The following is a 22375-nucleotide window of genomic DNA, read 5'->3' as shown; positions in this document are numbered from 1 at the left end:
TTTTCCGGATCATGCTCTAGCTGCTCTTCTCGCCGCTCATGACGGGGCCGAACCGCTCCCAGCTCTCGCCCTTGAAGCGCATCATCTGCAACTGCTCGATCGGTGCGTAGTCGTCCGGCCCGGTCTTGATCTTGGTGCCGGGCAGATAGATGCCGATCTCGAAGTTGAGGCTGGCCGCCTGCTTCATCAGGTTGTCGCGGGTGAGGTTGTCGCCGCATTGCCGCAACACCTGCTCCAGCCCCTTGGCGACGCCGTAGCCGAACACGGTGGAGGCATCGTTCTGGTCGCCCTCGGGATACCATTTGGTCATGAACGCGCGCCACTCGTTCATGGCCGGATCGTTCTTCCACTCGCGATCGGCAGGATCCTTCAGATACTGGGTCGAGAGGATATCCTGGCTCGCCTCATAGCCGGCCGGCTTCATCACGCCGCCGATCGAGACCGAGACGTTGGTCAGAAACTGGACCGGATGCCAGTCGAGCTCGGCGGCCTTCTTGATCGCCTGCGCCGCGAATTTCGGCGTCGCGATGTTGACGAAGATATCGGGGTTGGCGCCCTTGATCTGCACGATCTGCGAATCCACCGTCGGCGACGTGGTCTCGTAGGAGGATTCGACGACGATCAGTTTCTTGGCCGCTTCGCCGAGCCCCTCATGCAGGCCGATCAGATAGTCCTTGCCGAAATCGTCGTTCTGGTAGAGCACGCCGATGGTCTTGCCGGGATATTTCTGCAGGATGTATTTGGCATAGATGCGCGCCTCGACCTGGTAGCTCGGCTGCCAGCCCATGGTCCACGGAAAATTCTTCGGATCGTTCCACTTGGCGGCGCCGGTGGAGACGAACAGCTGCGGCACCCTCTTGGCGTTCATGTATTTCTGGATCGCGGTGTTGCCCGGCGTGCCCAGCGGATTGAAGATCAGCAGCACCTCGTCGCTCTCGACCAGCTTGCGGGCCTGCTCGACCATCTTCGGCGGGCTGTAGCCGTCGTCGTAGGAGACGAAGTTGACCTTGCGGCCGTTGATGCCGCCCTCGCTGTTGAGCTTGTTGAAATAGGCGGCTTCCGTCTTGCCGATCGTGGCGTAGGCCGACGCCGGGCCCGAATAGGGCATGATGTTGCCGACCTTGATCTCGGTGTCGGTCGCGCCCGGATCGTATTTCTTCTGGGCGTTGGCTGCGCCGGCGACGGTGATCGTCAAAAGTCCGGCAAGCGCCGCTGATGCGACGCAGTTGGCATAGCTCAGGCGTTGGTGGTGCATCATTGTCCTCCCTGACATGCTGGCCGCGGCTCGTGCGGTCTTGATTTTCGGGCAGCTTGATGAGCCGTCGGATCGATGCGTCAGCGAGTATGCACGATTGCAACGCTGTTGCCAGCGACGGCTTTGGGTTAAAATTTCGCAGAGCGGAACCGTGGTTTCGCCGCGCGCAGCAAGGACTGTCAAATGCCGCGCGTCGCGGCCATGCATGATGCCCGCGCTTTGCAGGAAGGCCGTCGTCCATGAATCCAGCCCAGAAGGCGCTCTGGTACATCGAAAGCCACCTGCGCACGTCGCTGACGCTCGATGATATCGCTGTTGTCGCCGGGGTCTCGCGCTTCCATCTGGTGCGGGCGTTCGCGGAGGCGACCGGGTTTTCGGTGATGCGCTATGTGCGGGCGCGCCGCCTCAGCGAGGCCGCGCGCGAGCTTGCGGCCGGTGCGCCCGATATTCTCACGCTCGCGCTGGATGCGGATTACGGCTCCCACGAGGCATTCACCCGCGCGTTTCGCGACCATTTCGGCGTCACGCCGGAGACGGTGCGCGCGACGACGTGCCTGGCGACGCTCAAGCTTCAGGAGCCGATCACCATGATCTCGACCGCGCTCGATCATCTCGATCCGCCGCGCATCGCGACCGGCGAGGCCTTTCTCGTCGCCGGCGTCGGCGAGCGCTACAACCACGCCAACGACAGCACGGCCGGCATTCCGAACCAGTGGCATGGCTTCCACCAGCAGTACGCGCATATTCCCCGCCAGGTCGGCAATGGCGCCTACGGCGTAGGCTGCAACGGCGACGATGCCGGCAATTTCGACTACATCGCGGGCGTCGAGGTCGCCGATTTCTCCGACCTGCCGCGCGAGTTCGCGCGCGTCCGGATCCCGGCGCAGAAATACGTGGTGTTCACCCACAAAGATCACATCTCGACCATCCGCCGCACCGTCAACACGATCTGGAATCGCTGGCTGCCGCAATCCGGCATGAAGGTCGCCGACGCGCCGAACTTCGAGCGCTACGACGAGAGGTTCGACGCGTCGACCGGCGTCGGCGGGCTCGAGATCTGGGTGCCGGTGAAGGAGTAGCGGCTTGTGTAGTGGTTGCGCGGCAGGCGAGACGTGCGGGAGACCCTTCAGATGAACGTCGACAGATACGAAAGACCCGTTGCGATGAGCGATCCGGGGCGTCACGCCGCTCTGTTCGATGGCCTGCCGCGGGGCGCCGGCGCGCTTGCGACGACGGTGCAGGGTCTCTTGATCCATCAGCACATCGCCCCGGCCTATGGGGTGACGCTCGGCGGCGACCGGCAAGCGCAATCGCAGGTCCGCGCCGTCGAGAGCATGCTGGATGAAATCGTGGCGCGCGACGCCCGGCCGCTTGCCGTGGCACGTGCCGTCAACGAGCGGCAGGTCGGTGTGTGCAGGCACTTCACGCTGCTTCATGTGGCGATGTTGCGCACGCAGGGCATTCCGGCGCGCGCCCGTTGCGGGTTTGGCGCCTATTTCGAAGCGGGAAAATACCTCGACCATTGGGTGACGGAGTACTGGAACGAAGGCAGGAAATGCTGGGTCTTGTTCGATTCCCAGATCGACGATCGGCAGCGTGAGCTGTTCGGGATCGGCTTCGATGCGGCGGACGTACCGCGCGATCAGTTCCTGGTCGCCGGCGATGCCTGGTCGCTCTGCCGCGCCGGGAGCCGTGATCCGAGCGCCTTCGGCATCCTCGACATGCACGGTCTTTGGTTCATTGCGGGCAATCTCGTCCGCGACATCGGCGCGCTGAACAATCGCGAGATGCTGCCGTGGGACGTTTGGGGCGCCATGCGCATGCACGACAGCGAACTCGATCTCGCCTTTTTCGACCGCCTGGCAATCGTCAGTCGTGGGCCCGATGCTCACGTCGATGAACTCGGCGCGCTTGATCGCGATGAGCGGGTGCGTGTTCCCGGAGCCGTGTTCAACGCCGTGCTCGACTGCGTGCAGGACGTGTAGCTGAAGCTCGCGCGCGCCGGACTTCGAGATCTAGGTGCCACCGCAAATTCGATGTCGTCCCTGCGAAAGCAGGGACCCATAACCACTGATGTTGATGGTGGAGCGACGTCGGAACGACGAGTCCCGCCTGCAAGTCTCGCCGCGGAGTATGGGTCCCGGCCTTCGCCGGGACGACACCGTTTATGCGGCCGCGAGCTTGCGTTGCTAACTCAGTGCGATCTTGCCAGGCAGAACGCCACGACCTCTTCCAGCGCCGTCTTCATCGCCGAGGGCGGGAACAGCGCCAGCGCGTCGACCGCCATCGCGCCGTAATGCTGGGCGCGGCTGATGGTGTCCTCGAGGGCGCGGTGCTTGGTCATCAGTCCGATCGCGTGGTCGAGATCGGCCTCTCCGATCTCGCCGCGCTCGAGCGCGCGGATCCAGAACTTGCGCTCGGTGTCGTTGCCGCGGCGGAAGGCGAGCACCACCGGCAGCGTGATCTTGCCCTCGCGGAAATCGTCGCCGACATTCTTGCCGAGCTTGGCCGACTTACCGCCATAGTCCAGCACGTCGTCGACGAGCTGGAAGGCGATGCCGAGATTCATGCCGACCGAGCGGCAGGCGGTCTGCTCGGCCTTGGGCCGGTTGGCGATCACGGGACCGACCTCGCAGGCCGCGGCGAACAGCTCCGCCGTCTTGCCCCTGATCACGGCGAGATATTCGTCCTCGGTGGTCGCGGTGTTCTTGGCGGCGGCGAGCTGCATCACCTCGCCCTCGGCGATGGTGGCGGCGGCCGCCGAGAGAATGTCGAGCGCGCGCAGCGAGCCGACCTCGACCATCATCCGGAACGCCTGGCCGAGCAGGAAGTCGCCGACCAGCACGCTGGCCTCGTTGCCCCACAGCATCCGCGCGGACAATTTGCCGCGGCGCAGCTCGCTCTCGTCGACCACGTCGTCATGCAGCAGGGTCGCGGTGTGCATGAACTCGACCGCGGCGGCGAGCTTGATATGGCCGTCGCCTGTGTAGTCGGAGAGCTGGGCCATCGCCAGGGTCAGCATCGGGCGCAGCCGCTTGCCCCCGGAGGAGATCAAATGATTGGCAACCTCCGGGATCATGGTGACCTCGGAGCCGGTCCGCGAAATGATGGTCGCGTTGACGCGCTCCATGTCGGCGGCGACAAGTCCCACCAGCCCGTCGATCGAAGCATTGGACGGGCTTTCGAAGGGTACAATAACCGCCACGCTGGTCTCCAATTTTGCCGAATACGCATTATGCTCAGCTATAACAATAGAAACTGCGCGGTGCAGCGGCAAGGCCTCGAAGCTGTTGACATATGACGCATTCGCTGCACTGCCGGGGCGACAGGAGAGCGTATTTTGCGGGAATTGGTACGGACCAATGACATGGTGCTGGTCTCCGCCATCGGCGCGCTGCTCGACAGCGCTAACATCCACCATTTGGTGCTGGACCAGAACATGAGCATCATCGAGGGCTCGCTCGGCGTGCTGCCGCGGCGGATCCTGGTGCACGAGGACGACAACCACGAGGCCCGCCAGCTCCTGACCGATGCCGGCCTCGGCCACGAATTGCGGGCTGATGACTAGAGCGTTTTCAAGCAAAGTGGGCCCCGGTTCGCGTGAAGAAAACGCGTCAAAAAAGCAGTCGCCGGCCGGCGAGATCACCGAGGACGGATTCCTCGGCGGGCAATTGCGCCTCCGGCAACCCCGCGGCGGCCACCGTGCCGGCCATGACGCGATCCTGCTGGCCGCGGCGACGCCGGCCCGGTCAGGCGACCGTGTCGTCGATCTCGGCGCCGGCGTCGGCGCCGCCGGGCTTGCGGTGGCGCGGCGGGTGAGGGGGATCGACCTCGTCCTGGTCGAAATCGACCCTGCAATGGCCGAGCTTGCCCGGAATAATGCCGGCGCCAACGCGATCATGGCCGACGTGATCGTGCTCGACGTCGAAGCCGGCGCCGCAGCCTTCGAGCATGCCGGCCTCGCGCCCGACAGCGCCGATGTCGTGCTGATGAACCCGCCGTTCAACGATCCGTTGCGGCACCGCGCCTCGCCGGACGGCGTCCGTCAGCGCGCCCATGTCGCAACCGCGACCACGCTTGCGGCCTGGGTCCATGCGGCGCGGCGGATTCTCAAGTCGAACGGGCAGCTTGCGATGATCTGGCGGGCCGACGGGATTGCCGACGTGCTGGCTGCGCTGGACCGCGGCTTCGGCAGCCTCGAACTGCTGCCGGTTCATGGTGACGGGACGTCGCCGGCGATCCGAATCCTGGTGCGGGCCACCAAGGGTGGCCGGGCGCCGACGCGGCTCCATGCCGCGCTGTTGCTCAATGAAGAGTCAGGTGTGCCCAATAAATGGGTGCAGGAGGTTTTGGCTGGGAAAGGAGAATTGCCGCTGGCGCGGCGCTGACGGGCAGGCGAACTGCCCGCGTCACTGGCACTAAATCACTGCGAAGCCGTTTCCGACTGGCGTTCCGGCCTTGATGTGAAGCGGATCGCCGTCAGGAGCGTACCGATCAGCAAAATCAGCAGATAGATTTTCATGAGTCCCTCGCCGCCGCGAATTGCAACCCCAATGACAAAATGCAAAACGCGTTCCACGAAATCCAATGACACTGGCGTGATAAAAAGTGGTTAATCCGAGGTAACGGCATGAGTGAACAAATAAGTGATCGCCAAGGCCATTCTGGAGCACATTCCGGAGGACGTTCGGGAGTGTTCGATCGCGTGCAGGGAATGTTGCCGGCACGTTTCCGGCGCGGCACGGCGGTCGTGCCGGTGGTGCGGCTGTCGGGAGTGATCGGGGCGGTGACGCCGCTGCGGCCCGGCATGACGCTCTCCGGCGTTGCCAAGATGCTGGAGCGCGCCTTTGGCACGCGGAATGCCAAGGCGGTGGCGCTGGTCATCAATTCGCCTGGCGGCTCGCCGGTGCAGTCGCGCCAGATCTATCTGCGCATCCGCCAGCTGGCGGCCGAGAAGAAGCTGCCGGTGCTGGTGTTCGTCGAGGACGTCGCGGCCTCCGGCGGCTACATGATCGCCTGCGCGGGTGACGAGATTTATTGCGATCCGTCCTCGATCCTGGGCTCGATCGGCGTGGTTGGCGGCAGCTTCGGCTTGGAGGGGTTGATCAAAAAGATCGGGGTCGAGCGGCGGCTCTATACGGCGGGCGCGCACAAGGCGATGCTCGATCCGTTCCTCCCCGAAAACCCCGACGACGTCGCCCGGCTGAAGTCGATCCAGCGCGAGATCCACGCGATCTTCATTGCGCTGGTGAAGCAGAGCCGCGGCGGCCGCCTGAAGGGGCCTGACGACGAGTTGTTCACCGGCGAATACTGGGCGGGCGAGACCGCCATTGGCCTCGGGCTTGCTGACGGCATCGGCGACCTCCGCGCCACGCTGCGGGCCCGCTATGGCGAGAAGGTGCTGACCCCGGTGATCGCGCCCGCCAGCGGCATGCTGTCCGGCTTGCTCGGCCGCAGGGCGCCCGGGGCAGGCTCGATGGCGGCGCTGGACGGGATCGCGACCTTGCCGGACGATCTGATCTCGGCGGTGGAAACACGGGCAATTTGGGCCAGATTCGGGCTGTGAACACGGGGATTTGAGCGCGCCATTTAGCCCCAAAACCGCGATTGCGGCGCAGGCCGCCTTGCGCGACAATGGGGGTATTGGGGGCCTGACAGACGTGAACGACAAGGATCGACCGATGCCGCCGCTGATTGCATTCGCAGGCGTCCTGGGTGGTCTGGCCGTGGTCCGCTGGGCATACAAGACGGCCGTCCGGATCAACCAGGAACTGGAAGAGGCGCGATTGTCCCGCGTGGCCGAGGCCTCGCGTGCGAGCGAAATCAAGACCCTGCGCCGCGACCCCGTGACCGGGGCGTATCGCCCGGGCTAGCTTTGGACTCCCTCGCCCCGCTCTTGCGGGGAGAGGGCTGGGGTGAGGGGCTGCTTCCGCAAACTCGAAAGACGAGAGTGTGCGGAGAGTCCCCCTCACCCGAAATCCGCGCGCTGCGCAGATTTCGACCTCTCCCCGCAAGCGGGGCGAGGTAGCAGAAACATCCCCCATCGCCTTGATTCCATTGGCCGCCGCCGATACGGTCCCGCGCGTTTTCACACCCCCCTCGCGAGATCGATTCCAACGATGGACGCCCTGCCTGACCACATGCGCCCGGAACGTTCGTTCCAGGGCTTCATCCTGGCCCTCCAGCGATTCTGGGCCGAGCGGGGTTGCGTCATCCTGCAGCCCTACGACATGGAAATGGGCGCCGGCACCTTCCATCCCGCGACCACGCTGCGCGCGCTCGGCCCAAAACCCTGGAACGCGGCCTATGTGCAGCCGTCGCGGCGGCCGAAGGACGGCCGCTACGGCGAAAATCCCAACCGGATGCAGCACTACTACCAGTTCCAGGTGATCATGAAGCCGTCGCCGCCGAACCTTCAGGACTTGTACCTGAAGTCGCTGGCCGCGATCGGCATCGATTCGGCCATCCACGACATCCGCTTCGTCGAGGACGATTGGGAAAGCCCGACGCTGGGCGCCTGGGGCTTGGGGTGGGAATGCTGGTGCGACGGCATGGAAGTCTCGCAGTTCACCTACTTCCAGCAGGTCGCCGGCGTCGAATGCGCGCCGGTTGCGGGCGAGCTTACCTACGGGCTCGAGCGGCTCGCGATGTATGTGCAGGGCGTCGACCGCGTCTACGACCTCAACTTCAACGGCCGCGAGGGCGCCGAGAAGGTGACCTATGGCGACGTCTTCCTGCAGGCCGAGCAGGAATATTCGCGGCACAATTTCGAGTATGCCGACACCACGATGCTGTTCGAGCAGTTCAGGATGGCGGAAGAGGCCTGCCGCAAATATCTCGCCGCCGGCTGGCAAGAATCTAAGAGCCCGGGAGGAAATCAAAAGGAACATCTGATGGCCTTGCCGGCCTACGACCAGTGCATCAAGGCGAGCCACGTGTTCAACCTGCTCGACGCCCGCGGCGTCATCTCGGTGACGGAGCGGCAGAGCTACATCGCCCGCGTGCGCGACCTGGCGAAGGCCTGCGGCGAAGCTTGGATCCACACTGAAACGGGCAGGGCGGTCTGATGCCCGATCTTCTCCTCGAACTGTTCTCCGAAGAAATTCCCGCGCGCATGCAGGCGAAGGCGGCGGACGATCTGCGCCGCATGGTGACCGACAAGCTGGTCGCCGAGGGCCTCGTCTATGAAGGTGCCAAGGCGTTCGCGACCCCGCGCCGCCTTGCGCTCACCGTGCGCGGCATTCCCGCGCGCCAGCCCGACCTGAAGACCGAACGTCGCGGCCCGAAGGTCGGCGCCCCGGATGCGGCGGTGCAGGGCTTTCTGAAAGCGACCGGCCTCAAGTCGCTGGATGAAGCAAAGATCCAGAAGGATGCGAAGGGCGACTTCTACATCGCGCTGATCGAAAAGCCGGGCAGCGCTGCGATCGACGTCATCGCCGAAATCCTCCCCGTCATCATCCGCACCTTCCCGTGGCCGAAATCGATGCGCTGGGGCGCGCGCTCGGCCAAGTCGGGCTCGCTGACCTGGGTGCGTCCGCTGCACGCCATCACCGCGACCTTCGGTCTTGAGACCGAGGAGCCGGATGTCGTCAAATTCTCGGTCGACGGCATCGAAGCCGGGCAGACCACCTACGGCCATCGCTTCATGGCGCCGGGCGCGATCTCGGTACGGCGCTTCGAGGACTACGAGGCCAAGCTGAAGGCCGCCAAGGTGATCCTCGATCCGCAGGCGCGCAAGGACATCATCGTCGAGGACGCCAAGGAGCTGGCGTTCGCGCAGGGCCTCGAGCTGGTCGAGGATCAGGTGCTGGTCGATGAGGTCTCCGGTCTCGTCGAATGGCCTGTCGTGATGATGGGATCGTTCGAGAAGGAATTCCTGTCGATCCCGGATGAGGTGATCCGCGCCACCATCCGCAACAACCAGAAGTGCTTCGTGGTCAGGGATCCCAAGACGGGCAAGTTGACCAACAAGTTCGTGCTGACCGCCAACATCGAGGCGCCCGACGGCGGCAAGACCATCGTCGCCGGCAATGAGCGCGTGATCCGCCCGCGGCTGTCGGATGCGAAGTTCTTCTACGAGACCGACCTCAAGACCAGGCTGGAAGACCGGCTGCCGAAGTTCGAGCAGATCGTGTTCCACGAGAAGCTCGGTACCCAGGCGGAGCGCATCAAGCGGATCGAGACGTTGGCAGCCGAGATCGCGCCGCTGGTGGGCGCCGACGTCGAAAAGACGAAACGCGCCGCGCGCCTCGCGAAGGCGGATTTGCTGACCGAAGTGGTCGGCGAATTCCCGGAGCTGCAGGGCTTGATGGGCAAATACTACGCGCTGGCGCAGGGCGAGGACGCCTCGGTCGCCGCCGCAAGCGAGGAGCATTGGAAGCCGCAGGGTCCGACCGATCGCGTGCCGACCGATCCGGTCAGCGTCGCGGTGGCGCTGGCTGACAAGCTGGATACGCTGATTGGATTCTGGGCGATCGATGAGAAACCGACGGGATCGAAGGACCCCTACGCGCTGCGGCGTGCTGCGCTGGGCGTAATTCGACTAGTCCTAGAAAATAACATTCCGATCAGTCTCGCCTCAATTCTATCTCTTCCGTTGTTTGTCGCACGGAACGGTTTTGTTTCGAGGCAGCTAAAGACTGCCGCAGAATCAGTCGTTGGGGCGGCAACGAGCGCGCTGCTGAACGCAGCACCGGAAGACAGCTCAGAAATCCGGGAGGGCGTTGGTAATGTTCTCGGCAGCGCCGTCGATGTTTTGCGGGTAAGCGAATATTCGAAGATATCCGACGTCCCCACAGACGATCCGATGCTAAAGCAGGCACATGCCAGGCTCGACGATCTGCTCACCTTCTTCGCCGACCGCCTCAAGGTCCAGCTCCGCGACCAGGGCGCGCGTCACGACCTCGTCGACGCGGTGTTCTTGCTCGGCGGCCAGGACGATCTCCTGCTCGTGGTCCGCCGCGTCGAGGCGCTCGGCAAATTCCTCGACAGCGACGACGGCAAGAACCTGCTCGCGGGCACCAAGCGCGCCAGCAACATCCTCAGCATCGAGGAGAAGAAGGACAAGCGCACGTTTGACGGTGCGCCTGACGCCGGGCTGTATAAGCTCGACGAAGAGAAGGCGCTGGCTGCGGCGATCGACCAGGTGAAGGCCGAGGCATCCGCCGCCGTCGCCAAGGAAGACTTCGCCGCCGCGATGAGCGCGATGGCCAAGCTGCGCCCGGCGGTCGATGCGTTCTTCGACAAGGTCAAGGTCAACGACGATGACCCGAAGGTCCGCGAAAACCGCCTGAAACTGCTCAACGAGATCCGTGCCGCGACGCGTGCGGTGGCGGATTTCTCCAGGATCGAAGGCTGACCGATGGACCGCGCAACGCTCGCCGCTTACGACAAGGAGGCGGCGGCGTTTGCGCAGGACTGGCACGAGCAGCCGGCGCCAACCGATCTGCAGGAGATCGTCGGGCAATTCTTCATCAAGGGCGGTGCGACCGCCGATATCGGCTGCGGCAGCGGCCGTGAGGTCGCCTGGCTCAACGCCAATGGCTTTCCGGCCGAAGGTTTTGATGCCTCCGAGGGCCTGCTCGCGGAGGCTCGCGCTCGCTATCCGGCGCTGCGCTTTGCGCGCGCCGAGCTGCCGGAACTCTTAGGCATCGCTGCCAACAGCTTCGACAATGTGCTGTGCGAGACCGTGATCATGCATCTCGACCACGCACGGATCGCGCCGTCGGTCCGCCGCATGTTCGATATCGTGAAGCCCGGCGGCGTGCTATATCTTAGTTGGCGCGTCACCAGAGGCGACGATGCGCGCGATGCGCACGGCCGACTCTACGCGGCGTTCGATACCGCGCTGGTGCGGGCCGAACTGGCGGCGGCCGAATTGCTGCTCGACGCGGAAGTCGTCAGCGCGTCCTCCGGCAAGATCATTCACCGTCTGGTCGCCAGCAAGAGGAGGTGACGATGACGCGGCTTGCGACATGCGCCTGCGGACAGCTTCGCGCGACCTGTCAGGGCGAGCCGGCCACGGTCGCGCTGTGCCATTGCCTGGAATGTCAGAAGCGAACCGGCAGCACCTACGGCGTCGCCGCCTTCTTCAGCCGCGCTGATGTCGAGCCGCAGGGCGAGGCGCGGCAATACACCAGGCCTGGCGACAGCGGCTCCTCCGTGGTGTTCCATTTCTGCCCGAATTGCGGGTCGTCGGTCTATTGGGAGCCGGCGCGGATGCCCGACCTCGTTGCAGTCGCGGTCGGTGCGTTCGCGGACCCGGATTTTCCGGCGCCTTCCGTCGCGGTCCACAAGCAGCGCCGCCACGGCTGGGTGGCCGACATCTGACGGATCGGCGCGGCGTTCGTTTTGGCCGGGAAATATTTAGACACAATTTGCAATTTGTTAACCACGCCCTGCGAAGGTCGCGCCGGATCAACGATTTCTTAAGAAATCGCCCCTCGCGCCAATGCAGGGACCTCCCCGATGACCTCGATCGGCACCTCGCCCAATCCCTATGCCCAATATGGTTCGGCCTATGCGCGGGCCGCCGCGACGCCTTCGCTGGCGGCGACCTTGTCGGGCGACGGCACGGCCGGCGACCTTTCGGCGTCCTCGACATCGAGCGCGGCAACCAATCTCACGCTATCGGACGCCGCCCGCGCACAGCTCGCCAAGGCGCCGCTGCCGGATTTTGCGACCGTCACCAATGATGCGCGCACAACGCTCGACCGGCTCTACACGGTCGCGGGGGTGAAGAAGCCGATCGTCGACGGCAAGACCACGATCGATCTCTCGACCCTGGACCGCCGCTCGCTGTTTGCGATCTCAACCAACAATGGCGGCAACTTCACGCCGGACGAGCAGGCGGTTGCGGCGACCGAACTGAAGCAGCGCTTCGACAAGGCACTGGCGCCGTCGCTGGCGACCACGCGCCTGACCGGCGACTACAGCGTCAGCTACAAGGCGGCGCTCGACTATCTCGACGGTGCCAGCGACGAGGAGAAGGCCACCGCGACCTGGGCCAGCCAGCGCGCCGCGGTGCTGAAGGGGGTTCAGGCGACCCAGCAGGATCCGAACAAGGCGCCAAGCGGGATCACAGGCGATCCGATCGCCGCCGCGCTGGCTGGGACCACGTCGCCCACGACGGGCAATACGCGCGACTTCAGCAGTGTGGCGAGCGACGTGCGCGCCTTCCTCGATCGGCAGAAGAGCGAGGCGGCGAGCCACGGCAAGGAACTGGTCTACGATGCCAGGCGCAAGACCGGACAGCTCGCCGACTTGTCCTCGCTCGACAATCGCTCGCTGTCGGCGATCTCATTGAATCAGGACAAGAAGTTTTCAGGCGAGGAGATCTTCGCGGCCAAGCAGGAGCTCAACACGCGGACGCGTCTTGCGGTGCTCGACGCGTTGAAGCAGAGCCAGTCCGCCGGCGATCCGCGCCAGTTCTCACTCGGCATCCTCAAGCAGTATTCCTCGATGAGCGCGGAGGAACGTCAGGCGGCCAACTGGACGCAGGATTTCCAGGACGCCGCGATCAAAAGCTACAAGTCGACCTCGACGCTGCTCTCGATCCTGAAATCATAAGCCGACGCCAGACTGGAGGAAGATCAGTTCGGATCAAACCAGTTCGACCACGCACTTACTTCACCTCTCCCCATCGGGGAGAGGTCGATTTGCGAAGCAAATCGGGTGAGGGGCCGCAGCTCTAACGAGGGACCGGACCCCTCACCCGGCGCTACGCGCCGACCTCTCCCAAGGGAGAGGTGAACCTCCGCCGTCGATCCAGCCCAGCCTAATCTCATCACGCTTCAGAGTTCATCAGAACACAACAGAAAAGCCCCGCCCGGTGGGGAGGCCGGGCGGGGCTTTCTGGTCCGGTCGACCTTCGCGCAGATCCGCTTGCGCGGCGCCCGGACTGTTCGTTCAGGCCATCGCGCTTACGTTTGCTCTAGTCGACCACCTGAACGATCCGTCGCGAACGCGGCTCGACCAGAACGGTCTCACCATTCACGACGGTGTAGCGATAAGGCGTCGCGCCGAACCGTTGCGGCACGTCGTAATATGTCACGCCGGCGTCGGGCAGCACGGTGCCGACCACGACGCGATCGGGAACGGTGTAGTTCGGCACGCGCTCGCGCACGATATATTCGCGGAACGCCGGCCGCTGTTCGACCGCGATTCCTCCATCCTCTTCGACTGCGACCGGAGGACCACCACGGACGATACCGACGGTCTGGGCCTGTGCGGCAACAGCCGGCACCGTGATCGCGGCAGCAACCGCTGCAACGGCAAATATTCTGTTTCGCATGGCTCGCTCCATTCTTTCACGCAGCATTCGGCCTTCGCCGAAGCGCATGCCGAGCCAATGCATCTGACGTGGTGATGTTCCGGAAAAGCCGCCGCCATATACGCGGCATTTTGGAGCAATTTTCGTGAGTTGCGGGAACCTGTTGCTACGCCAGACGTCTTGATGTGGGGAACCTCCTCAGCGGATAAACTGCCGCTCGATTCGCACCTCCAAAAACTGCCGGAGAAAACTTCAATGACCATCACCGCTGGGCATCTGCCTGCTATCGTCGCTCTGGCTGCAGGCGTCCTGATCCTGATCATGCCGCGGCTCCTCAACTACATCGTCGCGATCTACCTGATCTTCGTCGGGCTCGTGGGAATGGGCCTGCTGCGCTGGCTGCACCTGTAGCGGGAAAGCGGGGTTTCGCGGCTTGCGCGGAACCCCTCAAAGTGGTGTAAGGCGCGCATCTTCGACCCCTCCTTCCGGATTGTTGTCTGACATGGCCAAAGCCGTCGCGAAGTCCAAGAAACCTGCTATGAAATCTGCCGCGAAAACCGCAGCGAAATCAAAGCCCTCCGCCGCGGCTCGCAAGGCTGCTCCGGCGCGCAAGGCATTGAAGAAGAGTGCCCCGAAAGCCGCCGCCAAGCCGGCTGTGAAACCGGCCGCAAAGCCCGTTAGCAAGGCGCCGGCGAAGGCCGTTGCGACGAAGGCGGCTCCGCCGGCGATCAAGGCAGGCAAGTGGGTCTATACGTTCGGCGACGGCAAGGCCGAGGGCCAGGCGACCCTGCGCGATCTGCTCGGCGGCAAGGGCGCCAACCTCGCAGAAATGGCCAATCTCGGCCTGCCGGTGCCTCCCGGCTTCACCATTCCGACCTCGGTCTGCACCTATTTCTACGACCACGACAAGACGTATCCGAAGGAATTGAAAGCACAGGTTGAGAAGGCGCTCGACTATGTCGGCAAGCTGACCGGCAAGACGTTCGGCGACGCCAAGAACCCGCTGCTGGTCTCGGTGCGTTCGGGCGCGCGCGCCTCGATGCCGGGCATGATGGACACCGTGCTCAATCTCGGCCTCAACGACCGTACCGTCGAAGCGCTTGCCGAACTCTCCGGCGACCGTCGCTTCGCCTATGACAGCTATCGCCGCTTCATCACGATGTATTCGGACGTGGTGCTCGGCTTCGAGCATCATCACTTCGAGGACATCCTCGACACCTTCAAGGACGGCCAGGGCTATTCGCTCGACACCGACCTCACCGGCGACGACTGGGTCGAGCTGGTCGGCAAGTACAAGGAGGCGGTCGCCAAGGAGACCGGCCACGACTTCCCGCAGGATCCGCATGACCAGCTCTGGGGCGCGATCGGCGCGGTGTTCTCATCCTGGATGAACGCGCGTGCGGTGACCTACCGCAAGCTGCACGACATTCCGGAGTCGTGGGGCACCGCCGTCAACGTGCAGGCGATGGTGTTCGGCAACATGGGCGAGACGTCGGCGACCGGCGTCGCGTTCACCCGCAACCCCTCGACCGGCGAGAGCAAGCTGTACGGCGAGTTCCTGATCAACGCGCAGGGCGAGGACGTCGTCGCCGGCATCCGCACGCCGCAGGACATCACCGAAGAGGCGCGCCAGGAATCCGGCTCCGACAAGCTGTCGATGGAAGCCGCGATGCCGGTCGCGTTCAAGGAGCTGACGCGGATCTACACGCTGCTCGAGAAGCACTACCGCGACATGCAGGACATGGAGTTCACGGTCGAGCAGGGCAAGTTGTGGATGCTGCAGACCCGCGGCGGCAAGCGCACCGCGAAGGCGGCGCTGCGCATCGCGGTCGAGCTCGCCAATGAGGGCCTGATCTCGCGCAAGGACGCGGTGACGCGGATCGATCCGGCCTCGCTCGACCAACTGCTGCATCCGACCATCGATCCGGCCGCCAAGCGCGACGTGATCGCGACCGGCCTGCCGGCGTCGCCCGGTGCGGCCTCGGGCGAGATCGTGTTCTCGTCGGACGAAGCGGCCAAGCTGCAGGCCGACGGACGCAAGGTGATCCTGGTCCGCATCGAGACCAGCCCGGAAGACATCCACGGCATGCACGCCGCCGAAGGCATCCTCACCACCCGCGGCGGCATGACGTCGCACGCGGCGGTGGTCGCGCGCGGCATGGGCAAGCCCTGCGTTTCCGGCTGCGGCACCATCCGCGTCGATTACGGCCGCGGCACCATGAGCGTCGGTTCGCGCACCTTCAAGACCGGCGACGTCATCACCATCGACGGCTCGGTCGGTCAGGTGCTGGCCGGCCGCATGCCGATGATCGAGCCGGAGCTGTCCGGTGAGTTCGGCACGCTGATGGGCTGGGCCGACGAGGTCCGCAAGCTCGGCGTCCGCGTCAATGGCGACACGCCCGATGACGCGCGCACCGCGGTGAAGTTCGGCGCCGAAGGCATCGGCCTCTGCCGCACCGAGCACATGTTCTTCGAGGAGACCCGCATCCGCACCGTGCGCGAGATGATCCTCTCCGAGGACGAGCAGTCGCGCCGCGCCGCGCTGTCGAAGCTGCTGCCGATGCAGCGCGCCGACTTCGTCGAGCTGTTCGAGATCATGAAGGGTCTGCCCGTCACGATCCGCTTGCTCGATCCGCCGCTGCACGAGTTCCTGCCGCACACCCAGGCCGAGATCGAGGAAGTGGCGCGCGCCATGAACACCGATCCGCGCAAGCTTGCCGATCGTGCCCGCGAACTGTCCGAGTTCAACCCGATGCTCGGCTTCCGCGGCTGCCGTCTCGCGATCGCCTATCCCGAGATCGCCGAGATGCAGGCGCGCGCGATCTTCGAGGCCGCCGTCGAAGCCGGCAAGCGCACCGGCAAGGCGGTCGGACTCGAGGTGATGGTGCCGCTGATCGCGACCAAGGCCGAGTTCGATCTGGTCAAGGCGCGGATCGATGCGACCGCGAGCGCGGTGATGAAGGAAACCGGCGTCAAGCTGACCTACCAGGTCGGCACCATGATCGAGCTGCCGCGCGCCTGCCTGATGGCCGGCGAGGTCGCCGAGACCGCGGAGTTCTTCTCCTTCGGCACCAACGATTTGACGCAGACCACCTATGGCATCAGCCGCGACGATGCTGCGAGCTTCCTCGGCACCTATGTCGCCAAGGGCATCCTCGAGATCGATCCGTTCATCTCGGTCGATCGCGACGGCGTCGGCGAGCTGGTCAAGATCGGCGTGATGCGCGGCCGCAAGACCCGGCCGAGCCTCAAGGTCGGCATCTGCGGCGAGCACGGCGGCGATCCCGCCTCGGTCGCATTCTGCCACGAGGTCGGGCTCGACTACGTCTCGTGCTCGCCCTATCGCGTGCCGATCGCGCGTCTCGCCGCCGCACAGGCCGCGCTCGGCAAGGAGATCGCCAGCCAGGCGTGAGCGATCGCGCTGTTCAGAGAGTGCAATGGCCGGGACCAAGTCCCGGCCATTTTGTTGAGCGCCGTCAGGGTTTCGTAGGATGGGTGGAGCGAAGCGATACCCATCATTTGCCCCCGCTTGGAGAGATGATGGGTATCGCTGCGCTCCACCCATCCTACGCGCCGGCGTCCTACGGCGCGCGCAACACTTTGTTCACCATCTGCGTTGACCAGTTGTTTACGACTTTCATGCGCTGCGCATTTACCAAGGCGCGCGATGCAATGCGCGAAGGCGTTGCGATCGCTTGAGTGTAGCGCGCGGGCAACGCTGATTAACTCCGCGGCAACCTAAACAAGTTAGCAACGGGAAAGGTCGAATTGCGCGGATGTACCGCGTTCGATTGCACTCAGTAAGCGTTGCGTGAGCGTACGATGTTTGTGTCGCGTAACCAGCCGAAGGGCGCACGGCTCGCGCTCTTCGGTCTCGGTCTTGGCATCTTCGCACTGATGCCGACCGAGCTCGGATATCAGGATATTGCCTCGCTCCTGGCCCGACAGCCCGGCGTCGCCGAGCGCTGGCAGAAGCGCGTCTTCGCCTCCGCGGTCGGCTCCATCCAGGTCGCGACCTACAGCTTCGGCCGTCCGATCGGAACCTCCGCGCCGCAGGATCCGCAGATCCTGCTCGCGCGGCTGGACAGCTCGAGCGGCGACATCACCGGCGCCGTGACGCGCAATCCGATCACCACGCCACCGCCGCGCTACCAGGCATCGGATTTTCCCAAGGTCGATCGCACATTGAAGGGCGATCGCCTCGTCGTCAGGCGGCCCGACCAGGTTGATCCCGCAGAGCCCGCAAACCCGGCGCCCGCAAACGAGGATCCCGCGACCTCGAATTCGTCGGTCAAGGGCATGAAGACGGCGACCGCAACGAGTGGCAGCGCACCTGCGGACAACGCGCCGCTCGATCCCGAATTGCAGGAGGCGCTGCGTGCGCCGCCGCTGCCGCAATATGCCAAGCCGTCGCCGCAGCAATACGACGTGTCGATGTCGCTCGAGGCCAATCCGCTCGACGACCTGAAGCCTGCGCCCGCGAAGCCTGCCGCTGCGCCGCCTGTCGATGCAGTGCACGAGCGCGACCCGTTTGCATTCAAGACCGCCAGCCTGTTCTTCGGCTCGTCGCTCGGCACGCCCGAGAATCTCGAGCGCTGGCAGCCCGGCGAGGCGCCGGTCGTCGTGGCGCCCGCAGCGCAGCCCGATCCCGACATGAAGGTGATGGCGTCACTGCCGGTCGATGCCGACGGTCCGGTCAAGGCCGGCGAGATGGGCGAGAGCATCGCGCCGAAGGGCGAGGTCAACGCCGACGACCAGCACAGCAAGACGCCGGCGGAACGGCTCGGCCTGTTCGACGACAAGTCGCGCGCCAAGTCGGAGAAGTGCCTCGCCGAGGCGGTCTATTTCGAGGCTCGCGGCGAAGCGGTGCGCGGCCAGATCGCAGTCGCCCAGGTGGTGCTGAACCGCGCGTTCTCCGGCAAATATCCGGAGACGGTGTGCGGCGTGGTCTATCAGAACAAGAACCGCCACTACGCCTGCCAGTTCACCTTCGCCTGCGACAACATCCCCGACGTCGTCCGCGAGCCCGACATGTGGGACCGCGCCAGGAAGATCGCGAAGGCGATGCTCGACGGCAAATTGTGGCTGCCGGAAGTCGATCGCTCGACCCACTACCACGCCTATTGGGTGCGGCCGTCCTGGGTCAGCGAAATGAAGAAGACGTACAAGTTCGGCGTCCACACCTTCTATCGCCCGCGCGCCTGGGGCGACGGCAGCGACGCGCCGAGCTGGGGCAGCGCGGCTGAGACCGCCAAGATCTCGGCGCAGCTCGCCGAGGCCGCCCAGAGCTCCGCCGAGCAGGCCAGCACCAAGCGGTAGGTGCCAACCTAACCTCCCCTTGGAAAGGGGAGGTCGCTTTGCTCGTTAGAGCAAATCAGGTGAGGATCCGCTCTATCCGCAGATGCCGTCACCTGTGGCTGACCCCCATCCCGACCTTCCCCCTTTCAGGGGGTCCTCGCCATTCGGCCTGAGCCGCCGCGATATTCGGAGATGCCGCAAGCCAATCTCGAGATTCCGGGTTCGCACTGCGCGCGCCCCGGAATGACGATCGTATAATCTGCAGGGCAGCTCTGCAGGCGAATATTTTTCTCCAGCGCCTCTTGGGATTTGCATGCAGCTGCATTAACTCCCCGTAACGTTTTGCGGGGCGGTTCCCCCGCCAGTCGCGGGGGAAGGCAAGATGGCTGTTACCACCGGAGATCTTCGGCCGGCGTCCGGCACTTGGCGCACGCCGCTCGTCATCATCGTCTGCGGCTGCGCGATCGCGTTGCTGAGTTTCGGCCCGCGCTCCAGCCTCGGTTTCTTCGTGCAGCCGATGGGCCGCGAATTCGCCTGGGGCCGCGACGTGTTCGGCCTCGCCATTGCGCTGCAGAACCTGCTGTGGGGGCTCGGCCAGCCGATCGCAGGCGCTATTGCCGACCGCTTCGGGCTGCTGCGCGTCATGATCGTCGGCGCTTTGCTGTACGCCGCCGGCCTGCTGCTGATGCGTTACTCGACCACCTCAGTGTCGCTCGACATCAGCGCCGGCGTGCTGATCGGGTTCGGCCTGTCGGGCTCGTCGTTCAATCTCGTATTGGCGGCGTTCAGCAAGCTGTTGCCGCCCGAGCGGCGCGGCATCGCGCTCGGCGCCGGCACCGCCGCCGGTTCGTTCGGCCAGTTCCTGTTTGCGCCGTTCGGCGTCGCCTTGATCGACAATTTCGGCTGGCAGACTGCGCTGGTCGTGTTCAGCGCGCTGATGCTGTTGATCCTGCCGCTCTCGCTCGCGCTGGCGACGCCGCCGGCGGAGACGAAGGATGTGGCGCCTGCCGATCAGCAATCGTTCAAGACGGCGCTGGCGGAAGCCTTCGGCCATCGCTCCTACGTCCTGCTGGTGCTCGGCTTCTTCACCTGCGGCTTTCAGCTCGCCTTCATCACGATCCATCTGCCCGCCTATCTGGCGGATCGCGGCATACCGGCGACAACAGGCGGCTGGGTGGTCGCTGCGATCGGCCTGTTCAACATTGTCGGCTCGCTCAGCGTCGGCTGGCTGCAGAACTTCTTTCCGAAGCGCTATCTGCTCTCGGTGATCTATTTTTCACGCGCGCTGGCGACGGTCGCGTTCATCTCGTTCCCGGTCACGCCGTTCTCGGCGATTGCATTCGGTGCGGTCTCAGGGCTGCTGTGGCTGTCGAGCGTCCCCCCGACCTCGGCGCTGGTCGCGCTGATGTTCGGCACCCGCTGGTTCTCCACCCTCTACGGCTTCGCCTTCGTCAGCCATCAGGTCGGCGGCTTCCTCGGGGTCTGGCTCGGCGGCGTCGTGTTCGAGCAGTTCGGTTCCTACACTCCGATCTGGTGGCTGTCGGTGCTGTTCGGCGTGCTGTCGGCCCTGATCAACCTGCCGATCGTCGAGGCGCCGGTCGCGCGCCCGGTTGCGCAGCCTGCCTGATGGGTTAAACACTCCCCCGAAACCAAGATTACGGGGAGTGCTCATCGTGGCAACGTTCAAGGCAATCAGGATCGACAAGGCGGACAAGGGTACCACCGCCGCACTGACCCAATTCGACGACGCGGAATTGATGGACGGCGACGTCACCGTCCGCGTCGAATGGTCGACGCTGAACTACAAGGACGGCTTGGCGCTGACCGGCAAGGCACCGGTGGTGCGCCGCTTCCCGATGATCGCCGGCATCGATTTCGCCGGCACGGTCGAGCAATCCAGCCATCCCGACTGGAAGGCGGGCGACAAGGTTGTCTGCAACGGCTGGGGCATGGGCGAGACCCATCTCGGCGCCTATGCCGAGAAGGCCCGCGTCAAGGGTGACTGGCTGGTCCGGCTGCCTGACGGCATCTCGGCCCGCGACGCGATGGCGGTCGGCACGGCCGGCTACACCGCGATGCTGTCGGTGCTGGCGCTGGAGAAGCACGGTCTGACCCCGAAGAGCGGCCCGATCGTGGTGACGGGTGCGGCCGGCGGCGTCGGCTCGGTCGCGATCGCCGTGCTGTCCAAGCTCGGCTACCACGTCATCGCCTCGACGGGGCGGATGTCGGAGGCCGACTATCTCAAGGGGCTCGGCGCCACCGAGGTGATCGACCGCGCCGAGTTGTCCGGTGCCCCGAAGGCGCTCGCGAAGGAGCGCTGGGCCGGCGGCGTCGACAGCGTCGGATCGACCACGCTCGCCAATCTGCTTTCGATGACCAAATACGGCGGCGCCATCGCGGCCTGCGGTCTGGCGGCCGGCATGGACCTGCCGTCGTCGGTCGCGCCCTTCATTTTGCGGGGTGTGTGCCTTCTCGGCATCGATTCCGTGATGTGCCCGATCGAGCTCCGGAGGACCGCCTGGCAGCGCCTTGCCCGCGATCTGGATAAGGCGAAACTGGCTGATATCACTCATGAAATCGCCTTGGACGACGTCATGGGTTACGGTGCGAAGATCCTCGGCGGCCAGGTCCGCGGGCGGATCGTGGTAAAAATAGTCTGAGGACGTTCAGACTTTACCAACGAAGCTGCTCCAATGTTGCCACTGTTGGTATGGTAAGCAGCGGGTAAAGAGGCTTGCAGCATGATCCCGGGGGGCCGGGTGTCCTCGCGCAGACGCCGAGAAGCGTCGGTAGCGGGGATCATGCTCAACAAGGAGCGGGTGCCCGCGCTCGTAAGTGGAGTAGCTCATGCTTGCGCGTTTGGTGTTGGGGGCCGTCACGGCCGGAGCGATGGTCGTGCCGGCATTCGCAGGCAGCATGAATGCCGATGAGGCCCGCAGATTCGTCGCCGGTAAGGTATTCGCCTTCACCTGTTTCGATGGCACCCGCGGCGCCGGCCGTATCCTCGACGACCTCGGCGCGGCAGGCTCGATCCAGTTCTCCGGCTCCGGCCCGATCCGCCACGTGCGCCTGCCCGGCAATACGCTGCAGATCCGCGGCCAGAGCGTTTGCGCGTCCCTGAAGGGCATTCCGTTCGAGCCTTGCTTCAATCTCGACAAGCAGGACGATCGCTCGTTCCGCGGCTCGGTCTCCGGCATGGGCTTCGCCTATTGCGATTTCCATCACCAGGGTGGCCAGCAGATGCTGATGGCGCGCGCGGCGGCGCGTCCGCGCACGCTGCACCCGCGCACCCGATCGGCCGATGCCACGCCGACCGAAGTGTCGCGCGTTGAGACGCCGCAGGTCGGAAGCGCGAAGCTCGAGCCGGTCAAGGCCGAGCCCGCAAAGGTCGAGAGCGCACCGGAATTGCGCCGCTCCACCGACTAGAGCCCATTCGTTCCGATTGAATCGGGACGAGGCTCCAGATTCTTGTTTTGACGCGTTTTCTTCACGCGAACCGGTATCCATCCCGCATCAAGTGCGGGACAGGCTTCGCTCGAAAAAGCTCTAAC

At 64.8% G+C, this 22375-nt stretch carries 21 protein-coding genes; 18 read left to right on the top strand and 3 right to left on the bottom strand.

Annotated features, from left to right (window positions below):
* Positions 1 to 16: 16 nt before the first annotated feature.
* On the bottom strand, positions 17 to 1258 hold the full coding sequence (locus AC628_RS26620; protein WP_074129774.1) for an ABC transporter substrate-binding protein: 1242 nt from the start codon (positions 1256 to 1258) through the stop codon (positions 17 to 19).
* Positions 1259 to 1494: 236 nt separating this feature from the next.
* Here AC628_RS26620 and AC628_RS26615 point away from each other — a divergent pair, with 236 nt between their 5' ends.
* Together AC628_RS26615 and AC628_RS26610 are read left to right on the top strand one after the other, a co-directional pair.
* Positions 1495 to 2334: an AraC family transcriptional regulator gene (locus tag AC628_RS26615; protein WP_074129773.1), complete on the top strand. Its 840-nt coding sequence runs from the start codon at positions 1495 to 1497 to the stop codon at positions 2332 to 2334.
* Between the two features lie 201 nt (positions 2335 to 2535).
* Positions 2536 to 3240: a transglutaminase-like domain-containing protein gene (locus AC628_RS26610; RefSeq protein WP_245321319.1), complete on the top strand. Its 705-nt coding sequence runs from the start codon at positions 2536 to 2538 to the stop codon at positions 3238 to 3240.
* A 209-nt stretch (positions 3241 to 3449) separates the two neighbouring features.
* Here AC628_RS26610 and AC628_RS26605 read toward each other — a convergent pair whose 3' ends face one another.
* Complete coding sequence (locus AC628_RS26605) at positions 3450 to 4460, bottom strand: polyprenyl synthetase family protein (protein ID WP_074129777.1); 1011 nt, start codon at positions 4458 to 4460, stop codon at positions 3450 to 3452.
* A gap of 135 nt (positions 4461 to 4595) precedes the next feature.
* Here AC628_RS26605 and AC628_RS26600 point away from each other — a divergent pair, with 135 nt between their 5' ends.
* From AC628_RS26600 to AC628_RS26560, 9 genes are all read left to right on the top strand, one after another.
* A complete protein-coding gene (locus tag AC628_RS26600) occupies positions 4596 to 4823 on the top strand; it encodes a putative signal transducing protein (RefSeq protein ID WP_026193157.1) in 228 nt (75 codons plus the stop codon).
* Positions 4816 to 5643: a tRNA1(Val) (adenine(37)-N6)-methyltransferase gene (locus tag AC628_RS26595; RefSeq protein ID WP_245321318.1), complete on the top strand. Its 828-nt coding sequence runs from the start codon at positions 4816 to 4818 to the stop codon at positions 5641 to 5643. Before AC628_RS26600 ends, AC628_RS26595 begins: the two co-directional genes overlap by 8 nt.
* 242 nt (positions 5644 to 5885) lie before the next feature.
* Positions 5886 to 6821: a S49 family peptidase gene (locus tag AC628_RS26590; protein WP_074129770.1), complete on the top strand. Its 936-nt coding sequence runs from the start codon at positions 5886 to 5888 to the stop codon at positions 6819 to 6821.
* A gap of 115 nt (positions 6822 to 6936) precedes the next feature.
* On the top strand, positions 6937 to 7128 hold the full coding sequence (locus tag AC628_RS26585) for a hypothetical protein (RefSeq protein WP_021080015.1): 192 nt from the start codon (positions 6937 to 6939) through the stop codon (positions 7126 to 7128).
* Between the two features lie 246 nt (positions 7129 to 7374).
* Positions 7375 to 8322 carry a glycine--tRNA ligase subunit alpha gene (locus AC628_RS26580; RefSeq protein ID WP_074129769.1) on the top strand — a complete coding sequence of 316 codons (948 nt, stop codon included), beginning with the start codon at positions 7375 to 7377 and terminating at the stop codon, positions 8320 to 8322.
* Positions 8322 to 10613, top strand: a complete 2292-nt coding sequence (glyS, locus tag AC628_RS26575; RefSeq protein WP_074129768.1) for a glycine--tRNA ligase subunit beta — start codon at positions 8322 to 8324, stop codon at positions 10611 to 10613. Before AC628_RS26580 ends, glyS begins: the two co-directional genes overlap by 1 nt.
* A 3-nt stretch (positions 10614 to 10616) precedes the next feature.
* Complete coding sequence (locus AC628_RS26570) at positions 10617 to 11210, top strand: class I SAM-dependent methyltransferase (RefSeq protein WP_074129767.1); 594 nt, start codon at positions 10617 to 10619, stop codon at positions 11208 to 11210.
* A 2-nt stretch (positions 11211 to 11212) separates the two neighbouring features.
* Complete coding sequence (locus tag AC628_RS26565) at positions 11213 to 11584, top strand: GFA family protein (RefSeq protein ID WP_074129766.1); 372 nt, start codon at positions 11213 to 11215, stop codon at positions 11582 to 11584.
* Positions 11585 to 11722: 138 nt separating this feature from the next.
* Entirely contained in the window at positions 11723 to 12823 is a 1101-nt protein-coding gene (locus AC628_RS26560; protein ID WP_074129765.1) for a hypothetical protein, read from the top strand.
* Between the two features lie 364 nt (positions 12824 to 13187).
* On the opposite strand, the gene AC628_RS26555 is transcribed toward AC628_RS26560, so the two are convergent.
* Positions 13188 to 13547, bottom strand: a complete 360-nt coding sequence (locus tag AC628_RS26555) for a DUF1236 domain-containing protein (RefSeq protein ID WP_074129776.1) — start codon at positions 13545 to 13547, stop codon at positions 13188 to 13190.
* Between the two features lie 234 nt (positions 13548 to 13781).
* Between AC628_RS26555 and AC628_RS26550 the strand changes: the two genes are divergently transcribed.
* From AC628_RS26550 to AC628_RS26525, 7 genes are all read left to right on the top strand, one after another.
* A complete protein-coding gene (locus tag AC628_RS26550) occupies positions 13782 to 13937 on the top strand; it encodes a DUF3096 domain-containing protein (RefSeq protein ID WP_021080009.1) in 156 nt (51 codons plus the stop codon).
* 91 nt (positions 13938 to 14028) lie between these two features.
* A complete protein-coding gene (gene ppdK / locus AC628_RS26545) occupies positions 14029 to 16938 on the top strand; it encodes a pyruvate, phosphate dikinase (protein ID WP_074129764.1) in 2910 nt (969 codons plus the stop codon).
* Between the two features lie 128 nt (positions 16939 to 17066).
* Positions 17067 to 17225, top strand: coding sequence for a hypothetical protein (locus AC628_RS44250; RefSeq protein WP_168193459.1), 159 nt, complete (start codon positions 17067 to 17069; stop codon positions 17223 to 17225).
* A gap of 123 nt (positions 17226 to 17348) precedes the next feature.
* Complete coding sequence (locus tag AC628_RS26540) at positions 17349 to 18845, top strand: cell wall hydrolase (RefSeq protein ID WP_074129763.1); 1497 nt, start codon at positions 17349 to 17351, stop codon at positions 18843 to 18845.
* A gap of 361 nt (positions 18846 to 19206) precedes the next feature.
* Entirely contained in the window at positions 19207 to 20451 is a 1245-nt protein-coding gene (locus AC628_RS26535; protein ID WP_074129762.1) for an MFS transporter, read from the top strand.
* 46 nt (positions 20452 to 20497) lie between these two features.
* The gene (acuI, locus tag AC628_RS26530) at positions 20498 to 21484 is read left to right on the top strand and encodes an acrylyl-CoA reductase (NADPH) (protein WP_074129775.1); all 987 of its coding nucleotides are present in this window, start codon (positions 20498 to 20500) and stop codon (positions 21482 to 21484) included.
* Positions 21485 to 21671: 187 nt separating this feature from the next.
* On the top strand, positions 21672 to 22250 hold the full coding sequence (locus AC628_RS26525) for a hypothetical protein (protein WP_021080004.1): 579 nt from the start codon (positions 21672 to 21674) through the stop codon (positions 22248 to 22250).
* Positions 22251 to 22375: the final 125 nt, after the last annotated feature.

The sequence above is a fragment of the Bradyrhizobium sp. NAS96.2 genome (genome assembly GCF_001908235.1).
Lineage (GTDB): Bacteria > Pseudomonadota > Alphaproteobacteria > Rhizobiales > Xanthobacteraceae > Bradyrhizobium.
This window is presented reverse-complemented; position numbering and strand designations above follow the sequence as displayed.

Bases quoted from the DNA above. Each gene is read 5' to 3' on its own strand.
- AC628_RS26620 (WP_074129774.1), bottom strand. From the start codon at position 1,258: ATGATGCACCACCAACGCCTGAGCTATGCCAACTGCGTCGCATCAGCG.
- AC628_RS26535 (WP_074129762.1), top strand. From the start codon at position 19,207: ATGGCTGTTACCACCGGAGATCTTCGGCCGGCGTCCGGCACTTGGCGC.
- AC628_RS26550 (WP_021080009.1), top strand. From the start codon at position 13,782: ATGACCATCACCGCTGGGCATCTGCCTGCTATCGTCGCTCTGGCTGCA.
- AC628_RS44250 (WP_168193459.1), top strand. From the start codon at position 17,067: ATGGGTATCGCTGCGCTCCACCCATCCTACGCGCCGGCGTCCTACGGC.
- AC628_RS26560 (WP_074129765.1), top strand. From the start codon at position 11,723: ATGACCTCGATCGGCACCTCGCCCAATCCCTATGCCCAATATGGTTCG.
- AC628_RS26555 (WP_074129776.1), bottom strand. From the start codon at position 13,547: ATGCGAAACAGAATATTTGCCGTTGCAGCGGTTGCTGCCGCGATCACG.
- AC628_RS26525 (WP_021080004.1), top strand. From the start codon at position 21,672: ATGCTTGCGCGTTTGGTGTTGGGGGCCGTCACGGCCGGAGCGATGGTC.
- ppdK (WP_074129764.1), top strand. From the start codon at position 14,029: ATGGCCAAAGCCGTCGCGAAGTCCAAGAAACCTGCTATGAAATCTGCC.
- AC628_RS26590 (WP_074129770.1), top strand. From the start codon at position 5,886: ATGAGTGAACAAATAAGTGATCGCCAAGGCCATTCTGGAGCACATTCC.
- AC628_RS26580 (WP_074129769.1), top strand. From the start codon at position 7,375: ATGGACGCCCTGCCTGACCACATGCGCCCGGAACGTTCGTTCCAGGGC.
- AC628_RS26595 (WP_245321318.1), top strand. From the start codon at position 4,816: ATGACTAGAGCGTTTTCAAGCAAAGTGGGCCCCGGTTCGCGTGAAGAA.
- AC628_RS26565 (WP_074129766.1), top strand. From the start codon at position 11,213: ATGACGCGGCTTGCGACATGCGCCTGCGGACAGCTTCGCGCGACCTGT.
- AC628_RS26585 (WP_021080015.1), top strand. From the start codon at position 6,937: ATGCCGCCGCTGATTGCATTCGCAGGCGTCCTGGGTGGTCTGGCCGTG.
- AC628_RS26570 (WP_074129767.1), top strand. From the start codon at position 10,617: ATGGACCGCGCAACGCTCGCCGCTTACGACAAGGAGGCGGCGGCGTTT.
- AC628_RS26615 (WP_074129773.1), top strand. From the start codon at position 1,495: ATGAATCCAGCCCAGAAGGCGCTCTGGTACATCGAAAGCCACCTGCGC.
- glyS (WP_074129768.1), top strand. From the start codon at position 8,322: ATGCCCGATCTTCTCCTCGAACTGTTCTCCGAAGAAATTCCCGCGCGC.
- AC628_RS26540 (WP_074129763.1), top strand. From the start codon at position 17,349: ATGTTTGTGTCGCGTAACCAGCCGAAGGGCGCACGGCTCGCGCTCTTC.